Raw genomic sequence first — 16,918 nt, 5'->3', positions numbered from 1 at the left:
GGGATGACGCGTGGTAGGCGGGGATACTCCGCTCGCCCCGGACGAAACCAGCTGTCGTCGGTCGGGGCATCGAGCTCGGGTGGGTCAGACGATCGGGCGACACAGCGCCAGCGCCTCGGTGAATCGGGTATCGATGATCTCCGACGAGTCCAGCGGTTGGTCGTATTCGAGTTCCCCGCGTTCCAGCGAGAAAGTCTGAAGACGGTCGACGAATTCGGCGGCGCCGTCCATCGAGAAGGTCGGGTCGAAGGCGAGCAGTGCCGCGTTGCGCACGGTCTCGATGTCGGTTTGCTCGGCTTCGGCCAGCAGTGCGGCGGTCTCGGGGTCGCGACGATAGTCGCCGGTCAGGTACCGCTGGGTGACCTTGCGCAACACCTGCAGAAACTTCACGGTGACGTCCGGCCGATTCAGCATGGTCGGGCCCACCATCACCGAGGTTCCGGTGATGCCGGGCTCGTAACCCGCGATCGGCACCAACTCGGGGTACTTGGCCGCCTCTACCTCCAAGGGCGCCGAAATCCATGCCGCATCCACGGAACCGTTGATCAGGCCGGTCAGCGCGTCGGCACCGACGAGGGGGGCGGTCAGGGAGACGTCGCCGAGACGGAGCCCGACCTTGGACAGGGCGTTGTCCATGATCAGACCCGCGACGCCACTGCCGCGCGTCGGGGTACTGACCTTGGCGCCCTTCAGTGCCGCCAGGTTCGGCGCCGCGGCAGAGCCGACCCGGTCGACCCTGGCCCAGTACCCGGCGACAGCTTCACCGGCGGGAATTGGTTCCTGCTTGTCCATCGGAGCGATCCACTCGAGCGGAACGTGTGCGTTCGCGGTGTTGTAGTGCGCGTTGGACAGTGAGGTGATCTGCGCGTCGAGTTGCCCGCGAGCGACCAAGGGCAGCGATGCGGTGCTCTGCAACGACTCGGTGCTCACCTCCAGTCCGGTGCCCGCGAACGCGTCGGTCTGGAGCGCGAGCAGCAGCGGTGCGAAAACAGCCAGCGGAGAACTCATCCCGATCTTCACCGTGCCCGCGGTCTGCTCGGTCGGACACATCTCATCCGGTGCCATTCCGTCACTGACGGTGGGTGCGGGAGCGCCACAACCCGCGCCGACGCCGCACAACACGACGGCCGCGGCGGCGACCGCCAACGCCCGACGGAGATCTCGCCTGTTCACTTCCGACTCCTTCGACTGCGAACCACATCCCACAGCTCGCGTATTGTGTTGCGCGGAAAACAGTTCCGCCTGGGGCGATATCGCATGCGACGGCGTTACCGCGTCAAGGACTCGATGACGTAGGCGTTGGCCATCCCGCCTGCCTCGCACATCGTCTGCAATCCATAACGCGAACCGGAATCCGCCAGCGCGCCGATCAGCGTGGTGAGCAGCCGCACGCCCGAGGCGCCGAGCGGGTGCCCGAGAGCGATCGCGCCGCCACGAACATTGACCCGCTCCTCGTCGATCCCGAGTTCGCGCATCCACGCCAGCGGCACCGCGGCGAACGCCTCGTTCACTTCGAACAGGTCGATATCCGACGGCGTGAGACCAGCGCGCCGCAACACACGCCGAGTCGCCGGGATCGGCGCGGTCAGCATCAATTCCGGATCGTCACCACACACGGTGGACGCCACGAGCCGTGCACGAGGCCGCAGACCCAGTGCGTCGGCACGCGCGGCCGACATCAGCAGCGCCGCGGCCGCTCCGTCGGTGAGCTGGGACGAGCTGCCCGCGGTGGTCACGCTCACCAGGTCGGGAAAACGCGCACGCACCTGAGCATCGGAGAAAGCGGGCGCCAGTGCCGCCAGACTGTCGACGGTGGTGTTCGGCCGGATCGTCGAGTCCGCGCCGACGCGGGTTCCGTCGTCGAGTGTGATGGGCACGATCTCGTCATCGAACGCTCCCTGTTCCACAGCGGCGTGCGCTCGATGATGCGAAGACGCCGCATAGGAATCCAGCAGCGGGCGCTGTAGTCCGAATTCGGCGGCGACTCGGTCGGCCGCTACCCCCTGGCTCGTCAGATTCGGGAAGCGTCGCCACATCGCCGGGCTGTAGCCGTCCTGTGCGATTTTCGCCGCACCCATCTGCACCCGGCTCATCGATTCCACCCCGGCGGCGATGACGACATCGGCCGCCCCGACCCCGATCGCCTGTGCGGCGAAGACCACCGCCTGCTGCCCGGAACCGCATTTCCGTTCGATGGTGGTCGCGGGTACGTGCTGTGGCAGTCCCGCGCCCAGCCAAGCGACCCTGCCGACTGTCGCACCCTGCTCACCAGCCTGGGTGACGCATCCGGTCATGATGTCGTCGACCAGACCGGGGTCGAGATCGCTTCGGTGCAGCAGCGCCCGGAACACTTGACCGAGCAGCTCGGCAGGATGCACGGAGGACAACTGTCCGCCGGGCTTTCCCTTCGCCATCGGCGAGCGCACCGCGTCGACGATCACGACGTCCTGCAACGAACCCATCACACCCTCCAGGTTCAACGGCCACCCGCGATTACGCTGAGCGGAATTCAACTCCACTGAGCATTACGTTCACCGCGGGCGGCGTCAACGCCTCGCGCGCGAAAATTCACCGAGACACCCCCTCGGCAATGCCTATGCGGACCGCGCCGTGCCCCACTGCGGGCGTGATGAGCGGGCGAACAGACCGCGACGAAACAACCGATCCCGACGACGAACGCTCCAGCACGGAAAAATGCCGTGTTAAATTCCGCTCAGAGAAACTTGATATGTGTCAGTGAAATAGAGGTGTGGGAAATTGCAAGGCATCCTCTGGACCGGAACCGAAGTTCTGTGCGTCGACGACCTCTCGGTGGAGGCGCCGGGCCCCCGCCGAGTGGCCGTCGAAGTGGACATCGCTGGACTGTGTCACAGCGACCTCAACCCCGTGACCGGGAACATCCCCCAGGAGACTCCCGTCGTCCTCGGACACGAAGCCGTCGGACGGGTGGTCGAACTCGGCGCGGACGTCGACCAGCGCTGGCACGGTCGCCGCGTCACGCTGACCGTGCTGCCGTCGTGCGGGCACTGCGAACACTGCCGCAGCGGTCACGAACACTGGTGCCGCAGTAGCGCCTCGCGCCCCCACTCCCCGTTCTCCCGGCACGGGCAACCCGTTCACCAGTTCGTCCGGCTCGGCGCCTTCGCCGCCCGCACGGTGGTCAACGAGTCGCAACTCATCCCGCTTCCCGAGACGCTGGACCCCAAGGTCGCAGCGATGCTCGGCTGCGCCACCGTGACCGCCTTCGGCGCCGCGCGTCAACAAGCACGGATCGGTCCCGACGACAAGGTTCTGGTCACCGGTGCGGGCGGTGTCGGACTGAACGCCATCATCGCCGCCCGCTACTACGGCGCGCGCCACATCACCGCCTATGACGCGCACGAAAGCAAGCGCGCACTCGCACTGCGCTGCGGAGCCGACGCCTTTCACACCCCCGACACCGCGGAATCGCTCGCAAGCATCGCACCGGACAACGGCTTCGACGTACTACTCGAATGCACCGGCGTTCCCGCACTGCTACGCGAAGGGTTCCTGACCATGGGATGGGGCGGTCGCGCCGTCATCGTCGGATTGCCCACCCGAGGAACCGAATTGAACCTGGAGGTGCGCGACTTGTTCAATGACAAAGCGCTGCTCGGCTGCCGGATGGGTTCGGTCCCACCGCGACGCTTCATTCCCGAACTGGCCGCCGCCGTCGGCCGTGGCGAACTCGATCTCACACCCGTCGTTTCCACCATCGTGGCTCCAGACGAGGTGAACGAGCTCATCGCGAGCCTCGGGCGGGGCGAGATCGCCCGTGGCTACCTCGATTTCCGCGATCGCTGACCGAGCTGGAGGAAGTACCGATGTACACGACATGGATCGACGGCGAAGAGGCGACCACCACGCGGACCTACCGCGTGGACGACCCGTCGACCGGTGCGCAGATCACACAGGTTCCCGAGTGCGACACCGAGGATATCGAACGGGCGATCGCCGCCGCCGAACGCGCCAGAATCGGTTTCGCCGCAAGTGATCTCGATGTGCGGCGAGCATTCCTCGATCGCATCGCCGATAAATTGCAGGCCGAACGAGACGCATTGGTCGACCTCGCGGTCACCGACACCGGCGCCCGCCTCGTCATCGCGGAAAGTCTGCACGTAGATCGCGCGATCGCCCGCTTCCGCGGTTGGGCCGCCACACCCGCAAGCGTGCTGGAACCATCGGGCCCGCCCGAGACGGCCGGATTGTCCGCCGCACTGTATCGTCGCCCGGTCGGCACCGTCGGTTGCATCAGTCCGTACAACTTTCCGCTCCTCGCGATGGCGGGAAAGGTCGCGGCCGCGCTGTTCGCGGGCAACAGTGTCCTGCTCAAACCCGCCCCACAGGATCCACTGCTGGTGATGGAGCTCGGACGACTCGCCGCCGGCGCCGCCGCCGAACTCGGGCTCGACCCGGGGGTGGTCGGCACGCTCACCGGATCGAGCCCCGAGACCGGACAGGCGCTGGTGGCAGACCCTCGGGTAGGTGCGATCAGCTTCACTGGCAGCACTGGGGTCGGGAGGTCGATCTTCGCGAACGCCGCACCGCACATGAAGCGGTTGTTGCTCGAACTCGGCGGCAAAGGCGCGGTGCTTGTGCGCGCCGACGCCGACCTGGCCATGGTCGCCGATTCGGTCGCCCGCACCTGGACGATCCAGGCCGGACAGGTGTGCCTCACACCCGCTCGCATTCTCGCGGACGAAACGGTCGCGGCCGACCTGGAGGATCTGCTGGTCGCCAAGCTGCGCACGCTGCGGGCGGGCGCGCTTCGAGACTCCACTACCACTGTCGGGCCGGTGATCTCGGCAGCACAGCGCGCGCATATCGAACGGCTGGTCGGCGCCGCCGAATCCGCGGGGCGGCGCGTGCATCGACACACCGAGCTGCCTGCCACTGGGTACTGGACCGCACCCGCCCTGGTGGCCGACGCGCAGCCGGAAGACGATGTGCTGCGAGTCGAAGCGTTCGGCCCCGTGCTCGCCATGACGGCGGTCTCCGGCGACGACGAAGCCGTCGAGATCGCGAACGGTTTGGACTTCGCGCTGTACGACTACGTCTTCAGCGCGGACCTCGAACAGGCCGACCGCGTCGCCGCGCGACTGGACGCCGCCCAGGTGGGGGTGAACACCACCACCCGACACCCGGATGCGCCGTTCGGCGGAAACAAGCACAGCGGTATCGGACGCACCGGCGGCACCTACGCCCTGGACGCGTACACCAACCTGCAAGCGGTGGTTCGGCACGACCGCTGAGACCGGTTGGCGCACAAGAGCAGGCCCGGCGCAGTGGTAGCGCCGGGCCGCTCGATTCGTCGAGATTATTCTCGTGCTTCGTCGGCACTTTCCGTCCCCGCGCCGCCCTCGTTGCCTGCCTCGGCGATCACCCGGTCCCTGACCTCGCGACGCAACAGTTTGCCGACCGCCGAGAAGGGCAGCTCGGTGACGAATTCGAATGTCCTCGGCACCTTGTAGCCCGCGATCTTCGTTCGTAGCCGCGCGGCGATCTCTATCGCCAGCGCCTCGGTGTCGGCGACCCGATCGGCCGCGACGAGCACCGCGTGCACCGACTCACCCCACCGTGAGTCGGGACGGCCGACGACGCACGCCGACCTGATCTCCGGCAACTCGAGCAACGCGTGCTCGATCTCGGCGGGATAGATGTTCACGCCACCGGAAATGATGGTGTCGGCTGTCCGATCGCAGAGATAGAGGTATCCCTCGGCGTCGAGGTAGCCGATGTCACCGAGGGTGGCCTGGTTTCCGATCCGGGTGGATCGAGTCTTGTCCTCGGCGTGGTGGTACTCGAATGGGGCGCCCGCATTCGCGAAGTAGATCAATCCGATCTCCCCGTGCGGCAACACCGCACCGCCTTCGGCGCGCACCGTGATCGTCACCCCTTTGCGGGCGCGCCCGACCGAGCCCGGGCGCCGCAGCCATTCCGGCGTCGAGATGAACGTGGCCGACCCCTCGGTACCGCCGTAGATTTCGTTGAGAACGGGCCCCGCCCACTCGATCATGGCTCGTTTCACCGACGGTGGGCACGGTGCGGCGGTGTGCACGATCGACCGCAGGCTGCGCAGACCGGCCGGGTGAGAGTCCTTGTATTCCAACAGGTCTCGCATCATCAACGGAACCAGGTACGTCCAGGTGATCTGCCACCGTTCGATCACCTTCAGCGCCGACTCGGCGTCCCAGCGCGACAGGATAACCACGGTGTGTCCGACATCCAGTGCCTGATCGGCATAGGCCGACGGCGCCGCGTGGTACATCGGCGCCACCGAAAGATAACGCCCGTGCTCATGGGCCGCACCGTACAGCTCGGCGCGCTCGACCACCGCCGCCGCAAGACGTTCCGGGGAGGCGGCAGGCAGTGCGCGCCGCACGCCCTTGGGTTTCCCGGTCGTCCCGGATGTGTAGAGCATTCGGCTACCGCCGGTGCTCGGTTCGGGAGGCGTCGCCGGATACGCGGCGATCGTCTCGTTGCCGCCGGTTTCGTCGACGACCACGATGCGGTCGTCGGGAAGATCCGCGAGTGTGACGGCTGCGCGCACCAGTTCCAGATGGTCGGTATCGGTAAAAATCAGTTCGGCGTCGCAGTCCCGCAGGACGTATGCGATTTCGGCGGCCGCGTAATGCCAGTTGATCGCGGTCAGATAAAGCGGTCGCCGCAGCACCGCGCGTTGGACGGTGAGCAACGCACCGCCGTTGGGCAGCAGCACGCACACCGAGGCGCCACGCGTCGGCACCCGGTCACTGAGGAAGCGGGTCAACCGATCGACCTGTGCCGCAAGCGCACCGAAGCTGGTGACGGCACCGGTGGGGTCCACAACGGCCGGTCGGTCCGGCGCCACCTCGGCATAGGCGTGAAAGTTTCGCATCGTTCCTCCATAAAAAATCGCCTCGGCGAGGACGCAGCGGACAACCGGTCAACGGGGACGGCCGAGAATGGTCACTCCGGCCGCCGTGAACATGCCACCGAAGCCGAGCGCGAGACTGGTACCGACCGGGCCGATGTCGGCGTCCGCTTCGCCGCGTACCTGGCGCGCGGATTCGGTCAGCGCGAACATGCCGTACATCCCGGTGTGGGTATAGGCGAGGCCGCCGCCGTTCGTGTTCAGGGGAAGCGGGCCACCGGGGGCGGTGCCGCCCTCGGAGATGAAGCGCGCGGCGGCGCCGGGTCCGAAGAACCCCATGCTCTCCAAGCCGATCCACGGCAGATGCGCGAAGGCGTCGTAGTTCATCACGTGGTCGATGTCGCCATGGCGCAGATCTGCCTCCGCGAAAGCATCGGCCGCGGCGCGGCGCGCTGCGCCGGACACTCCCGCGTTCGGCAGGTAGGCCACCATCGGCGACTCCGTAGCCTCGCCGGTGCCGAGCACCTCTACCGCGCGCGCACGCTGACCGACACGGGCGTCCCCGGCCCGAATGAGCACCAGCGCACCACCGCCGTCGGTCACCATGCATACTTGCGGGATACGGAACGGCCACGCCAGCACCGGCGCGGCCAACACTTCCTCGACCGTCATGCGCGTACGCCGACCCGCCCGGCTGTTCCGGTGCGCCCAGTGCCGTTGTGCGACAACAACCTCCGCTAGATCTCGTTCGGTGAGACCGTGCTCGTGCATATAACGCAACGCGGGCAGGGTGAACTTCGTGTACGGCGCTCGCGCACCGTAGGGTTCTTCGAACTGTCCGGTCAGCGACGCGGGGTCACGGGGACGCGGAGGCACGCCGACCCGTGACCGATTGGACTCACCGTGGGTGATCAGCACCGCGTCGGCGTATCCAGCGCGCAACGCCGCGCTCGCATGCCGCACATGCGCCATGAACGAGCAGCCGCCGACATTGGTGGTGTCCACCCATCGCGGCTGGACGCCGAGTGCGTGCGCGACCTGATGCGGTGAGTAGGCACCCGCGATCCCGTCGATATCGGTGGTCCTGAGCCCGGCGTCGGTCAGTGCGCGCAGCCCGGCCTCGACGTTCAGTTCGAGCACGGACTGGTCGGGGATACGGCCGAGACGTGCTGTCTCGGCGGCGCCGACAACGAAACAACCGGTGGTCATGCACCCTCCCCGATCGGTACGAAAATCGGAACCTGCTGCGCACCACGGGTTTCGAACGACGCACGCACCGCTAGATCGAGCAATCCCATGTCGTATGCCGCCACGACATCAACGACAATGGACAGCAAACGAGGTCCCTCGTCGAGCTCGATCACGGCGAGCACATAGGGCACGTCGGGCGCGAAGGTGGGATCCGCACGCTCGACGACCACGTAACTCCACACCCGACCTCGCCCGGTGGCGGTGAACCAGTCGAGATCACGCCCGCCGCAGTTCGGACAGTTCAACCGGGGATAGCCGATCGCCGCCGAACACTCGCCGCAGCGTTGCAAGGCGATCTCGTGGCGTTGTGCGGCAGCCCAGAACGGTGCGGTCAACGGCGTGGGTATCGGGACTGGCTTCGGTTCCGTTGTCACAGTGACACCTCGTGCGCGGTGCGAACAAGGCCATCGGCCAGCACGATTCGGTCCGCCACGCGGGCTTGATAATTCAGCACGCATTCCGCCGTCTGCACGAGATCGATCGTCAATATTTCCCCGGGGTAGGCCGGATGGCGCAAACGGCCACCGATTTCGTCGACCGCGCCGACCTCGGCACCAAGCACGTGCCCGATCACCGTGCGCGCCACCATCGCCCAGGTACACAGTCCATGCAGAACAGGACGATCGAAGCCGGCCCGCTTCGCGACAACCGGGTCACTGTGCAGCGGATTACGGTCGCCGCACAGCCGATACAGCAGCGCCTGATCCGTGCGAGTACGCACACTCAACGTCGTAGCCCAACGCGGCGCGTCGATGACCGGTGCGCCGGTCGAATCAGGACGCGAACCGAGACCACGCAGAAAATACGAAGCACGGGCGGTGAACAACTTCCTGCCTGCGGGACCTGCCACCGCGACCGCCTCGGTTTCCAGGAGAACGCCGGTACTTCGATCGGTCATCTCGGCGATCGAGGTTGTGACCTCGATCCGACCCGCGACCGGCAAGGCATCGAACAGTTCGAGCTGTTGGCCGACGAAAACAACCGCGTGCGAAGGAAATTCCCCCACCAGATGCCGCACCGAACGCAGCGATCCACCCAGCACCGCCGCGAAGCTCGGCAGCGCGCACAGCCCGACACCCTGGGAATTCTCGGTCACCAGGTGCGGATCGCTCGCGTCCGCGCCGACCGAAAGGTTGTAGAGCAATGTGTCATCGACGTGCCATTCCCGCTGCCACGGCATTCCCTCGGCCCCGATGTTCGCGTAGTGCAGGGTCATCGCGGTCCACGCATGTCGGCGTTCGGGCGGGCGGTATCCACAAGTTCCCGCAACACGTTATCGAGAGTGTCGAGATCTTTGCTCGGCTCGGCGCTCGGCCCGTGCTCCCATCCTTCGGCGACCGAAATCCTGCGCCCCGACGCCAGGAAAACGCGACCCGTCACGCCCGCGCTGCGGGCCGAGGCGAGCCACTCGACCACGGCGGCGGGCCACTGTGGCGACATCGTCTCCGCGAGCGCGGCGACATCACGCCCGGGAATCGAAGCCAGCATCCGGGTCGCGGCTCCTGGACTGACACAGTTCGCGGTCACACCCCAGCGCGCCAGTTCCTTCGACGCCACCAGGGTCATGGCCGCGATACCCGCCTTGGCCGCCGCGTAGTTCGCCTGCCCGACATTGCCGAACAGTCCGGCGACCGAGGTGGTGTTGATCAGGCGAGCATCGAGCCGAGCCCCATGGTCCACTCGTTGCCGCCAGTGCACCGCCGCGTGATGCATGGTGTTGAACGTGCCCTTGAGGTGGACGCCGATCACGGCGTCGAACTCGGCATCGGTCATCTTGACGATGCTGCGATCGCGCAGGATGCCCGCGTTGTTGACCAGCACGTCGAGGTGACCGAACGTGTCGACGGCGAACTGAACCAGTGCCCCCGCTTGTTCCCGGTCGGCGACATCGTGTCCGCTCAGGACCGCCGAGCCGCCGAGCTCGGTGATGCGATCAACCACTGCGGCGGCAGGCGAAGCGGGGTCGGGCGCCCCGTCCAGGGTGACCCCGAGGTCATTCACGACAATGCGGGCACCGGCCGCGGCGAGCCGCTCGGCATAGGCCGCGCCGAGACCCCTGCCCGCGCCGGTCACCACGGCGACGCGCCCCTCACACGATCGTTCGGTCATCGGTTCCGCCATGTGCGCGAATCATGCTGTCCTCCAGTCGAATGCAACCTGTCTCCAGCGAAGCCGAGGGCGACCGCGAGCACAAAGTACGAACGGCGAGGTCGCCGGTCGGAACTGCCTATGCCGCATTCCGTCGAGACCGCTCTGCCCACCGCCCGCCCCCTTGTACGCTCCCGGTATGGATCTTCGACTGCTGCGCTACTTTCTGGCAGTCGTGGAACACGGCAGCCTCACCGAAGCCGCCAACGCCCTGTACCTGACCCAACCGTCACTGTCCCAAGCGATGCGTACGCTGGCGAAACGCCTCGACGTGGCACTGTTCGTCCGGGCCGGCCGCAGGCTCGAATTGACCGAGGAGGGTGCGGAACTCGCGGTCCAGGCGCGGGAGATCATCGCGCAGATCGACCTGGCGCGCGGCCAGGTGGACGAGGTGAAGCAGCTGCGTTCCGGCCGGGTCACCGTGGCCACGTCGAGCACCTTCGGCGTCTTCCCACTGCCCGAGATCGCGCGCGCGATGTTGAACCGGCATCCCCACATTCAGATCGTCGTCCTCGATGGCGGCTCGCCCGAAGGCGCCGCGGCCATGGTCCGCGCCGGCGCCGCGGAGTTGGGGTTCGTCGAATTGCCGCTGCACGAAGAAGCGCTGGTCACCTACCCCTTGGGTAGGGAGGAGATCGTCGTCGCGGGTCAGGAGTCGCTGCTGGGGTCGTCGTCGGAGCCGATGACGCCCGCCGAGGCTCGGCGGCTGCCGTTCGCGGTCCTCGACCGGGCCAGTGTGGGGCACTCTCGCTCCACCCAGGTCATGGCGACACTCACCGAACAGATCCGACTGACCGCCGCCGAACGGGAAACGATGTGGGACGTCGTGGCGCACGGTGGGGCCGCCACCTTCGTTTCGGCGCGGGCAGCCGACATGGTGCTGCCTGGGGTTCCGCACCGGGGGCTGACACCCGCGCTGCTTCGGGACGTGGGTGTGGCGCACCGGGCAGGCCCGCTGACACCCGCCGCTCAGGCGTGGCTCGCGGCCTCCCGCCACATTTGTGCCTCGGCCCTACAGAGATCGACGAATTCCTGAACGACGCCGGTCTCGCGGTCCTTCTCCCACAGCAGCAGTACATCACGGTCGAGAACCGGGCGTAACGGTCGAACCACGGCGCCCACATGCTCGGCGCGTACGCGGTCCCGATCGGTGACCAGGCTCGCACCGAGCCCGGCGGCGACCAGGCCGAGCCGATCCTCACGGCGCGAAGCACGCACCGGCACCCGCTGCGGCGACCTCAGCAGGCTGAAGTGCTCGGCGAGCGCCGGATACACGTCCGATTCCGCACTCGTGAGCACAAGTGGCTGTTCGGTGAGTGCCGCCAAGCTCACCGCCTCCGCCGAGACCGTACTGCCCGGCGGATACACCGCCAGCACGGTCTCGGTATCGATGTGCAGCGAGTCCAACTCGTTGGTACGCGCCGCACCCGGCGTCACCACGACGAAGGCGACATCGGCGACGCCACGATGCACCAGGTCCGCCGCTTCGGTCGGGTCCGGCGCACGCTTGGTCACCACCGAGGCGCGCGGATGCGCACGCAGAAATCGAGCGATACAGCGCACTCCCGCACCCGACGCCGTGCTGTCGATGAGACACACCGTCAGCCGATCCGGCATGGTGTCCTCGCCGCGACGGATCTTCCACGGCGTCGCCGCCGCCATCCGCGTCACGCGGCGCGCGGTGCTCAACAGGGCATACCCCGCCGAGGTGAGGCTCATCCCGCTGCCGAGCCGGAAGAACAGCGGGGTCCCCACATTGCGCTCCAGCGCCTGCAACGATTCGGAGATCGTGGTTTGCGAGGCGCGCAGCAGTGTCGCCGCCGCGCTGATGCTGCCCTGCTCACTGACGGTCACGAAGTATCGCAGCTGCTGCAGTTCCATCGTCTCTCCCGTCGCAGGGCCCACTCGGTCGCTATCGCGTCACAGTCCGATCGACTTCGCGATGATGACCCGCTGCACCTCGTTGGTCCCACCGTAGATTCGCGAAATTCGGGAATCGGTGTACATCTTGCTGATTCGATACTCGCTCATGAAGCCGTATCCGCCGTGCAATTGCAGGCATCTGTCGATCACTCGTGCCTGCAGTTCGGTGCAGTACACCTTCGCCATCGAAGCCTCCGGCGCCGTCAGCTCGCCCGCTTCGTGCGCCACCATGTACCGATCGATCAGGGCACGGCCCGCGGCGATCTCGATGCGACATGACGCGAGTTCGAACTTGGTGTTCTGGAATTGCGCCACCGGCTGACCGAAGACTTTGCGCTCGCGCACGTAGTCAAGGGTGAGGCGCAGCGCCGTCTCCGCCGAAACCTGGGCGCCGAGCGCGATGCCGAGCCGCTCACCCACCAGGTTCTGCGCCAGATAGGCGAAGGCGTTTCCCTCCTCGCCCAGCAAATTGTCGCCCGGCACCCGGACGTTGTCGAAGAACAACTCCGCGGTGTCGGTGGCCTTCTGGCCCATCTTCTCCAGATTCCGCCCTCGACTGAACCCGCCGAAGTGAGACTCGACGACCAACAGCGACAGGCCCTTCCGTCGGTCCTGCTCGGTGCTGGTGCGGGCAGCCACTATCACCAGGTCAGCGTTGATGCCACCGGTGATGAAGGTCTTCTGCCCGTTGAGCACCCAGTCCTCGCCGTCGCGGACCGCACCGGTACACATACCGGCGAGATCGGAACCGGTGCCGGGTTCGGTCATGGCGATCGCACCCATGCACCGGCCGGCGACCATGTCCGGCAGCCAGCGACTTTTCTGCTCGTCGGTGCCGTTGGCCAAAATATATGGGATCACCAGGTTCGCGTGGGCGCCGACACCGCCGAGCGCCACTCCGGCCCTTCCGCACTCCTCGGTCCACACCGACTGATACAGGAAACTGTTCGCCAACCCCCCGCCGCCGTACCCGGCGGGCACCCGTAGCCCAAATACTCCGAGTTCGCCGACCTTGGCGTAGAAGTCGTGCGGCACCTTGCCCGCACGCTCCCACTCCGCGAAATACGGAACGACCTCCCGATCCAGGAAACCACGGACCGAGCTGCGAAACTCCTCGTGCTCAGCGTGATACAGGGAATTCGTCATCAGGTTCTCCTGAGAAAGCAGGCGCCGACGCGACGTCGAGTGCGGTGATGCGTGGAGCCGTTCGCGGCAGCGGATGGCCCGCGTCGTCGTATTCGAAGATTTCTCTGGCCCGGTTGTGCGGATGCTCCGGTACCTCGTTCAAGTCGAGCACCGGGGAAAGACATGCGTCCCGGCCTGTGAAATGGTCGACCCAGACATCCCGGTCGCGGGTGCGGAAACGCTCGGCGAACAGCTTCCGGTGCCGCGCCCACGCCGAGCGATCCAGCTGCTCGGCCGCGTCGATCTGGTTCTGTAAACCCAGTCCTGCCAACAGTTCTCGGTAGAACTGCGGCTCGATCGCACCGACGGCGACGTAACGGCCATCCGCGCAGGAATAGGTGTCGTAGAAGGGCGCCCCACCGTCGAGCAGGTTGCCCCCCGGGGGCTCGGACCATCGGCCGTCAGCTGCGTAACCCCAGGTCATCGCCATCAGGTTGGCCGAGCCGTCGACCATCGCGGCATCGACCGTCGCGCCGACTCCCGTAGCCCGCGCCCGAAGCAGAGCGGCGACGACGCCGAAGGCGAGCATCATCGCTCCACCGCCGAAATCGCCGACCAGGTTCAGCGGAGGGATCGGTCGCTCACCGGTGCGACGGATAGCGCCGAGCACGCCGCTGATCGCGATGTAGTTGATGTCATGGCCTGCCGTGCCCGCCAGCGGACCGTATTGTCCCCAACCGGTCATCCGCCCGTAGACGAGACCGGGGCGAACGGCGGTCAGATCATCGGGCCCCAACCCGAGTCGTTCGCTCACTCCGGGCCGGAAACCCTCGATTACGGCATCGGATTCAGCCACCAGAGCCAGCACTTCGGCGCGCTGATCGGGGTCCTTCAGGTCGATTTCGCGTAAACTCTTTCCTCGATCCAATGCGGCTGGTCGCGGGCCTCGGCCCGGACGAACCAGTCGGGTGACGGCCGCACCGTGCTGGGCAAGCAGCATGGTGCAGAACGGCGTTGGACCGATGCCACCGAGTTCGACAACACGTATCCCGGCAAGAACGCCGACGGTCATGAGCGGGTCCATTCGGGTCGGCGTTTCTCCGCGAACGCCGCGGCACCCTCGCGCGCATCGTTCGTCGCCGAAATGGGTCCGGTGATAGGCGCTTGTCTCTCAAAACGTTCGTCGCGTGCCCAGTCGGGCGCCTCGGCGAAAACCCGTTTGCTGGCGGCAACAGCGAGGGGGCCGTTCGCCGCGATCGCCTGCGCCAGCTCGAGTGCTTCCCGCAGCGCCGCACCGGTTTCGGTGAGTCGGTTGACCAGGCCGAAACGGTGCAGTCGCGACGCGTCGATCGGGTCTCCGGTGAGGATCAATTCCAGCGCTACATTCGCGGGAACGCGCTCGCGCAGCCGGAACAAGCCACCCGCGGCGGCCACCAAGCCCCGTTTGGTCTCCGGCAGCCCGAACCGCGCGGTCTCGGCCGCCACCACCAGGTCGCAGGCGAGCACGAGTTCGAAACCGCCCGCCAGCGCCCATCCCTCGACCGAGGCGATGAGGGGCTTCACCGGTGGCCGCTGGGTGATACCACCGAACCCCCGCCCAGGTACGGAAGGCTTTTCGCCGCGCAGGAACCCCTTGAGATCCATGCCGGCACAAAACGCCGAGGCGCCACCGGTCAGTACCGCGGCCGAAAGCGTGTCGTCGGAATCCAATTCATCGACCGCGGCGGCGATACGCTCGGACATCGCGAGCGTCATCGCATTGCGCGCATCCGGTCGATTCATGGTGATCAGCAGAACGTTGTCGCGACGTTCGACCAGTACTTGCTCGGTCATGAGCGGACTCCGTCCGTGGCACCGACCAGCTGTGCGAACCGGTCGGCGATGAGGTCGACGGCCTCGCGGCTGATGCGCTCGACCAGTTCGGCCACCGTGGGTATGTCATGGACGAGGCCCTGCGACGCACCCACGGTCCAGATACCGAGATCGGGGTCGCCGTCCTCGTAGACCCGACGCCCACGCGCACCGGCGACGAGTTCCCGAATATCCTCGAATCGCGCACCATCCGCGAGCCGCTGGACGACCTCGCGGCTGACCGCATTACTCGCGACCCTGGCGGTATTGCGCAGTTCCCGGAAGATGAGTTCGGTGGCGCGCTCGTCGGCGGCGACAATGGCGTCCTTGATCTCGGGATGAATGGGCGCCTCTCTGGTGCACATGAAGCGCGTGCCCATATTCACCGCGTCCGCGCCCAACGCGAGCGCCGCCACCAGCCCACGGGCGTCGGCGATCCCCCCGGAGGCGATCACCGGGATGGACACGCTCTCCACGGTTCGAGGAACCAGCACCAGCCCGCCGATGTCGTCCTCGCCGGGATGTCCCGCACATTCGAAGCCGTCGATACTGATCGCGGTGACACCGAGCGACTCGGCTTTACGGGCGTGTCGCACGCTGGTGCACTTGTGGATGATCTTGACGTCGTGCGGTGCCAATAGCTCGATGATGTCGGCGGGTAGGTTGCCCGCGGTTTCCACGATGCGGACGCCGCTGTCCACGATGGCTTTGCAGTATTCGGTGTAAGGCGGCGGATTTATCGCGGGCAGGATCGTCAGATTGACCCCGAATTCGCGGTCGGTCATAGTACGCGTGCGTGCGATCTCGGCGGCGAGCGCACCAGGCGTCGGCTGGGTGAGCGCGGTGAGCAATCCGAGCGCGCCCGCGTCGGCGACCGCCGCGGTGAGTTCGGCGCGTCCCACCCACTGCATGCCACCTTGCACGATCGGGACATCGATGCCGAACAGCTCGGTAAAGCGGGTGCGCATCTGCTGGGCGGTCATAATTGCCACGTCCCCTCGAATTGTGGTGTCGTCTTGGCGCTCGCCGCCGCCCGACCCGCAGGCGCATCGGTCGCGAAATTGACCAATTGGGCGGCGTTCTCCCTGGCGATCGCCTCCGCGAGCGTTCCGGTGAACGCGCTGTCGATCAACGCCTTGTTCTGTGCCAGCGCGACCGGCGGTCCTGCGGCGAGCCGTGCCGCCAGTTCGGCGACGGTCTCGTCCAGCTCGTCCGGTTCCACCAGACGATTCAGCAACCCCAGCTCGTACACTCGGCGCGCGTCGAGCAGATCGGGAAAATACAGCAGCTCCTTGGCGCGCTGCACGCCGATCATGCGGGGCAGCAACCACGATCCACCGCAGTCCACGGAAAGCCCACGGCGAGCGAAGATCTGCGAAAACCTCGCCCTACTCGTCGCCACCACCAGATCGCAGGCAAGCGCGAGATTCCACCCCGCCCCGACCGCGTCACCGTCGACCTTCGCGATCGTCGGCAGCGGGATAGTATGCAGCGCGAGAACGGCGGCGGTGATCGAGCGCATACGGACGGCAGGGTGCACGGGCTGCGCTCCCGCGGCGGTGACATCCGCTCCGGCACAGAAGGTATCGGCTGCCCCTCGAAGGACCAGTACCCGACTCGTGCCGTCGTCGGCGACCTTCTCGACCGCGGCCCGCAGCGCGATCCATGCGGCCTGGTCGAGCGCGTTCTTACGTGCCGGTCGATCGAGAGTCACTGTGGCGACTCCGTTTTCGCGATCCAGTCGGA

16 protein-coding genes are annotated in these 16,918 nt (G+C 66.7%); 3 read left to right on the top strand and 13 right to left on the bottom strand.

The features are described from left to right. Positions 1-84: 84 nt before the first annotated feature. Both ABEA50_RS21590 and ABEA50_RS21585 read right to left on the bottom strand, forming a co-directional pair. Positions 85-1,173, bottom strand: a complete 1,089-nt coding sequence (locus ABEA50_RS21590; protein WP_345497420.1) for an ABC transporter substrate-binding protein — start codon at positions 1,171-1,173, stop codon at positions 85-87. A gap of 95 nt (positions 1,174-1,268) precedes the next feature. Then, a complete protein-coding gene (locus ABEA50_RS21585) occupies positions 1,269-2,453 on the bottom strand; it encodes a thiolase family protein (RefSeq protein WP_345497707.1) in 1,185 nt (394 codons plus the stop codon). Positions 2,454-2,757: 304 nt separating this feature from the next. Here ABEA50_RS21585 and ABEA50_RS21580 point away from each other — a divergent pair, with 304 nt between their 5' ends. After that, positions 2,758-3,825 carry an alcohol dehydrogenase catalytic domain-containing protein gene (locus ABEA50_RS21580; RefSeq protein WP_345497418.1) on the top strand — a complete coding sequence of 356 codons (1,068 nt, stop codon included), beginning with the start codon at positions 2,758-2,760 and terminating at the stop codon, positions 3,823-3,825. Positions 3,826-3,845: 20 nt separating this feature from the next. After that, positions 3,846-5,273, top strand: a complete 1,428-nt coding sequence (locus ABEA50_RS21575; protein WP_345497416.1) for an aldehyde dehydrogenase family protein — start codon at positions 3,846-3,848, stop codon at positions 5,271-5,273. 65 nt (positions 5,274-5,338) lie between these two features. On the opposite strand, the gene ABEA50_RS21570 is transcribed toward ABEA50_RS21575, so the two are convergent. From ABEA50_RS21570 to ABEA50_RS21550, 5 genes are read right to left on the bottom strand one after another with little or no spacing between them, the layout of a single operon-like run. Continuing rightward, the gene (locus ABEA50_RS21570; protein ID WP_345497414.1) at positions 5,339-6,898 is read right to left on the bottom strand and encodes an AMP-binding protein; all 1,560 of its coding nucleotides are present in this window, start codon (positions 6,896-6,898) and stop codon (positions 5,339-5,341) included. A 48-nt stretch (positions 6,899-6,946) separates the two neighbouring features. Then, complete coding sequence (locus ABEA50_RS21565; protein ID WP_345497412.1) at positions 6,947-8,083, bottom strand: thiolase C-terminal domain-containing protein; 1,137 nt, start codon at positions 8,081-8,083, stop codon at positions 6,947-6,949. After that, positions 8,080-8,499 (bottom strand): Zn-ribbon domain-containing OB-fold protein, encoded by a 420-nt coding sequence (locus ABEA50_RS21560; RefSeq protein ID WP_345497410.1) that lies wholly within the window; start codon positions 8,497-8,499, stop codon positions 8,080-8,082. The genes ABEA50_RS21565 and ABEA50_RS21560 overlap by 4 nt, the downstream gene beginning before the upstream one ends. After that, positions 8,496-9,341, bottom strand: a complete 846-nt coding sequence (locus ABEA50_RS21555; RefSeq protein ID WP_345497408.1) for a MaoC/PaaZ C-terminal domain-containing protein — start codon at positions 9,339-9,341, stop codon at positions 8,496-8,498. The genes ABEA50_RS21560 and ABEA50_RS21555 overlap by 4 nt, the downstream gene beginning before the upstream one ends. Next, a complete protein-coding gene (locus ABEA50_RS21550) occupies positions 9,338-10,234 on the bottom strand; it encodes an SDR family NAD(P)-dependent oxidoreductase (RefSeq protein ID WP_345497406.1) in 897 nt (298 codons plus the stop codon). The genes ABEA50_RS21555 and ABEA50_RS21550 overlap by 4 nt, the downstream gene beginning before the upstream one ends. A 178-nt stretch (positions 10,235-10,412) precedes the next feature. On the opposite strand from ABEA50_RS21550, the gene ABEA50_RS21545 reads away from it, so the two are divergent. Then, on the top strand, positions 10,413-11,309 hold the full coding sequence (locus ABEA50_RS21545) for a LysR family transcriptional regulator (RefSeq protein ID WP_345497404.1): 897 nt from the start codon (positions 10,413-10,415) through the stop codon (positions 11,307-11,309). Here the strand turns inward: ABEA50_RS21545 and ABEA50_RS21540 are convergent. Genes ABEA50_RS21540 through ABEA50_RS21515 form a run of 6 tightly spaced genes read right to left on the bottom strand, consistent with a single transcriptional unit; the run spans position 11,243 to position 16,886 of the window. Then, positions 11,243-12,154, bottom strand: a complete 912-nt coding sequence (locus ABEA50_RS21540; protein ID WP_345497402.1) for a LysR family transcriptional regulator — start codon at positions 12,152-12,154, stop codon at positions 11,243-11,245. The two genes, ABEA50_RS21545 and ABEA50_RS21540, sit on opposite strands and share 67 nt — an antisense overlap. Before the next feature lie 39 nt (positions 12,155-12,193). After that, on the bottom strand, positions 12,194-13,342 hold the full coding sequence (locus ABEA50_RS21535) for an acyl-CoA dehydrogenase family protein (RefSeq protein WP_345497401.1): 1,149 nt from the start codon (positions 13,340-13,342) through the stop codon (positions 12,194-12,196). Further along, positions 13,317-14,393 carry a CaiB/BaiF CoA transferase family protein gene (locus ABEA50_RS21530; RefSeq protein WP_345497400.1) on the bottom strand — a complete coding sequence of 359 codons (1,077 nt, stop codon included), beginning with the start codon at positions 14,391-14,393 and terminating at the stop codon, positions 13,317-13,319. Before ABEA50_RS21530 ends, ABEA50_RS21535 begins: the two co-directional genes overlap by 26 nt. Further along, the gene (locus ABEA50_RS21525; protein ID WP_345497399.1) at positions 14,390-15,154 is read right to left on the bottom strand and encodes a crotonase/enoyl-CoA hydratase family protein; all 765 of its coding nucleotides are present in this window, start codon (positions 15,152-15,154) and stop codon (positions 14,390-14,392) included. The genes ABEA50_RS21530 and ABEA50_RS21525 overlap by 4 nt, the downstream gene beginning before the upstream one ends. Then, positions 15,151-16,155, bottom strand: a complete 1,005-nt coding sequence (locus ABEA50_RS21520; protein WP_345497398.1) for an NAD(P)H-dependent flavin oxidoreductase — start codon at positions 16,153-16,155, stop codon at positions 15,151-15,153. Before ABEA50_RS21520 ends, ABEA50_RS21525 begins: the two co-directional genes overlap by 4 nt. Further along, on the bottom strand, positions 16,152-16,886 hold the full coding sequence (locus ABEA50_RS21515) for an enoyl-CoA hydratase/isomerase family protein (protein ID WP_425577683.1): 735 nt from the start codon (positions 16,884-16,886) through the stop codon (positions 16,152-16,154). The genes ABEA50_RS21520 and ABEA50_RS21515 overlap by 4 nt, the downstream gene beginning before the upstream one ends. Positions 16,887-16,918: the final 32 nt, after the last annotated feature.

It is taken from the genome of Nocardia callitridis (assembly GCF_039543305.1).
Classification (GTDB): Bacteria; Actinomycetota; Actinomycetes; order Mycobacteriales; family Mycobacteriaceae; genus Nocardia; species Nocardia callitridis.
This window is presented reverse-complemented; position numbering and strand designations above follow the sequence as displayed.

What these genes read in the sequence shown, in the direction of transcription:
- ABEA50_RS21575 (WP_345497416.1), top strand. Translation starts at nt 3,846, where the DNA reads ATGTACACGACATGGATCGACGGCGAAGAGGCGACCACCACGCGGACC.
- ABEA50_RS21570 (WP_345497414.1), bottom strand. Translation starts at nt 6,898, where the DNA reads ATGCGAAACTTTCACGCCTATGCCGAGGTGGCGCCGGACCGACCGGCC.
- ABEA50_RS21565 (WP_345497412.1), bottom strand. Translation starts at nt 8,083, where the DNA reads ATGACCACCGGTTGTTTCGTTGTCGGCGCCGCCGAGACAGCACGTCTC.
- ABEA50_RS21555 (WP_345497408.1), bottom strand. Translation starts at nt 9,341, where the DNA reads ATGACCCTGCACTACGCGAACATCGGGGCCGAGGGAATGCCGTGGCAG.
- ABEA50_RS21550 (WP_345497406.1), bottom strand. Translation starts at nt 10,234, where the DNA reads ATGACCGAACGATCGTGTGAGGGGCGCGTCGCCGTGGTGACCGGCGCG.
- ABEA50_RS21545 (WP_345497404.1), top strand. Translation starts at nt 10,413, where the DNA reads ATGGATCTTCGACTGCTGCGCTACTTTCTGGCAGTCGTGGAACACGGC.
- ABEA50_RS21540 (WP_345497402.1), bottom strand. Translation starts at nt 12,154, where the DNA reads ATGGAACTGCAGCAGCTGCGATACTTCGTGACCGTCAGTGAGCAGGGC.
- ABEA50_RS21535 (WP_345497401.1), bottom strand. Translation starts at nt 13,342, where the DNA reads ATGACGAATTCCCTGTATCACGCTGAGCACGAGGAGTTTCGCAGCTCG.
- ABEA50_RS21530 (WP_345497400.1), bottom strand. Translation starts at nt 14,393, where the DNA reads ATGACCGTCGGCGTTCTTGCCGGGATACGTGTTGTCGAACTCGGTGGC.
- ABEA50_RS21525 (WP_345497399.1), bottom strand. Translation starts at nt 15,154, where the DNA reads ATGACCGAGCAAGTACTGGTCGAACGTCGCGACAACGTTCTGCTGATC.
- ABEA50_RS21520 (WP_345497398.1), bottom strand. Translation starts at nt 16,155, where the DNA reads ATGACCGCCCAGCAGATGCGCACCCGCTTTACCGAGCTGTTCGGCATC.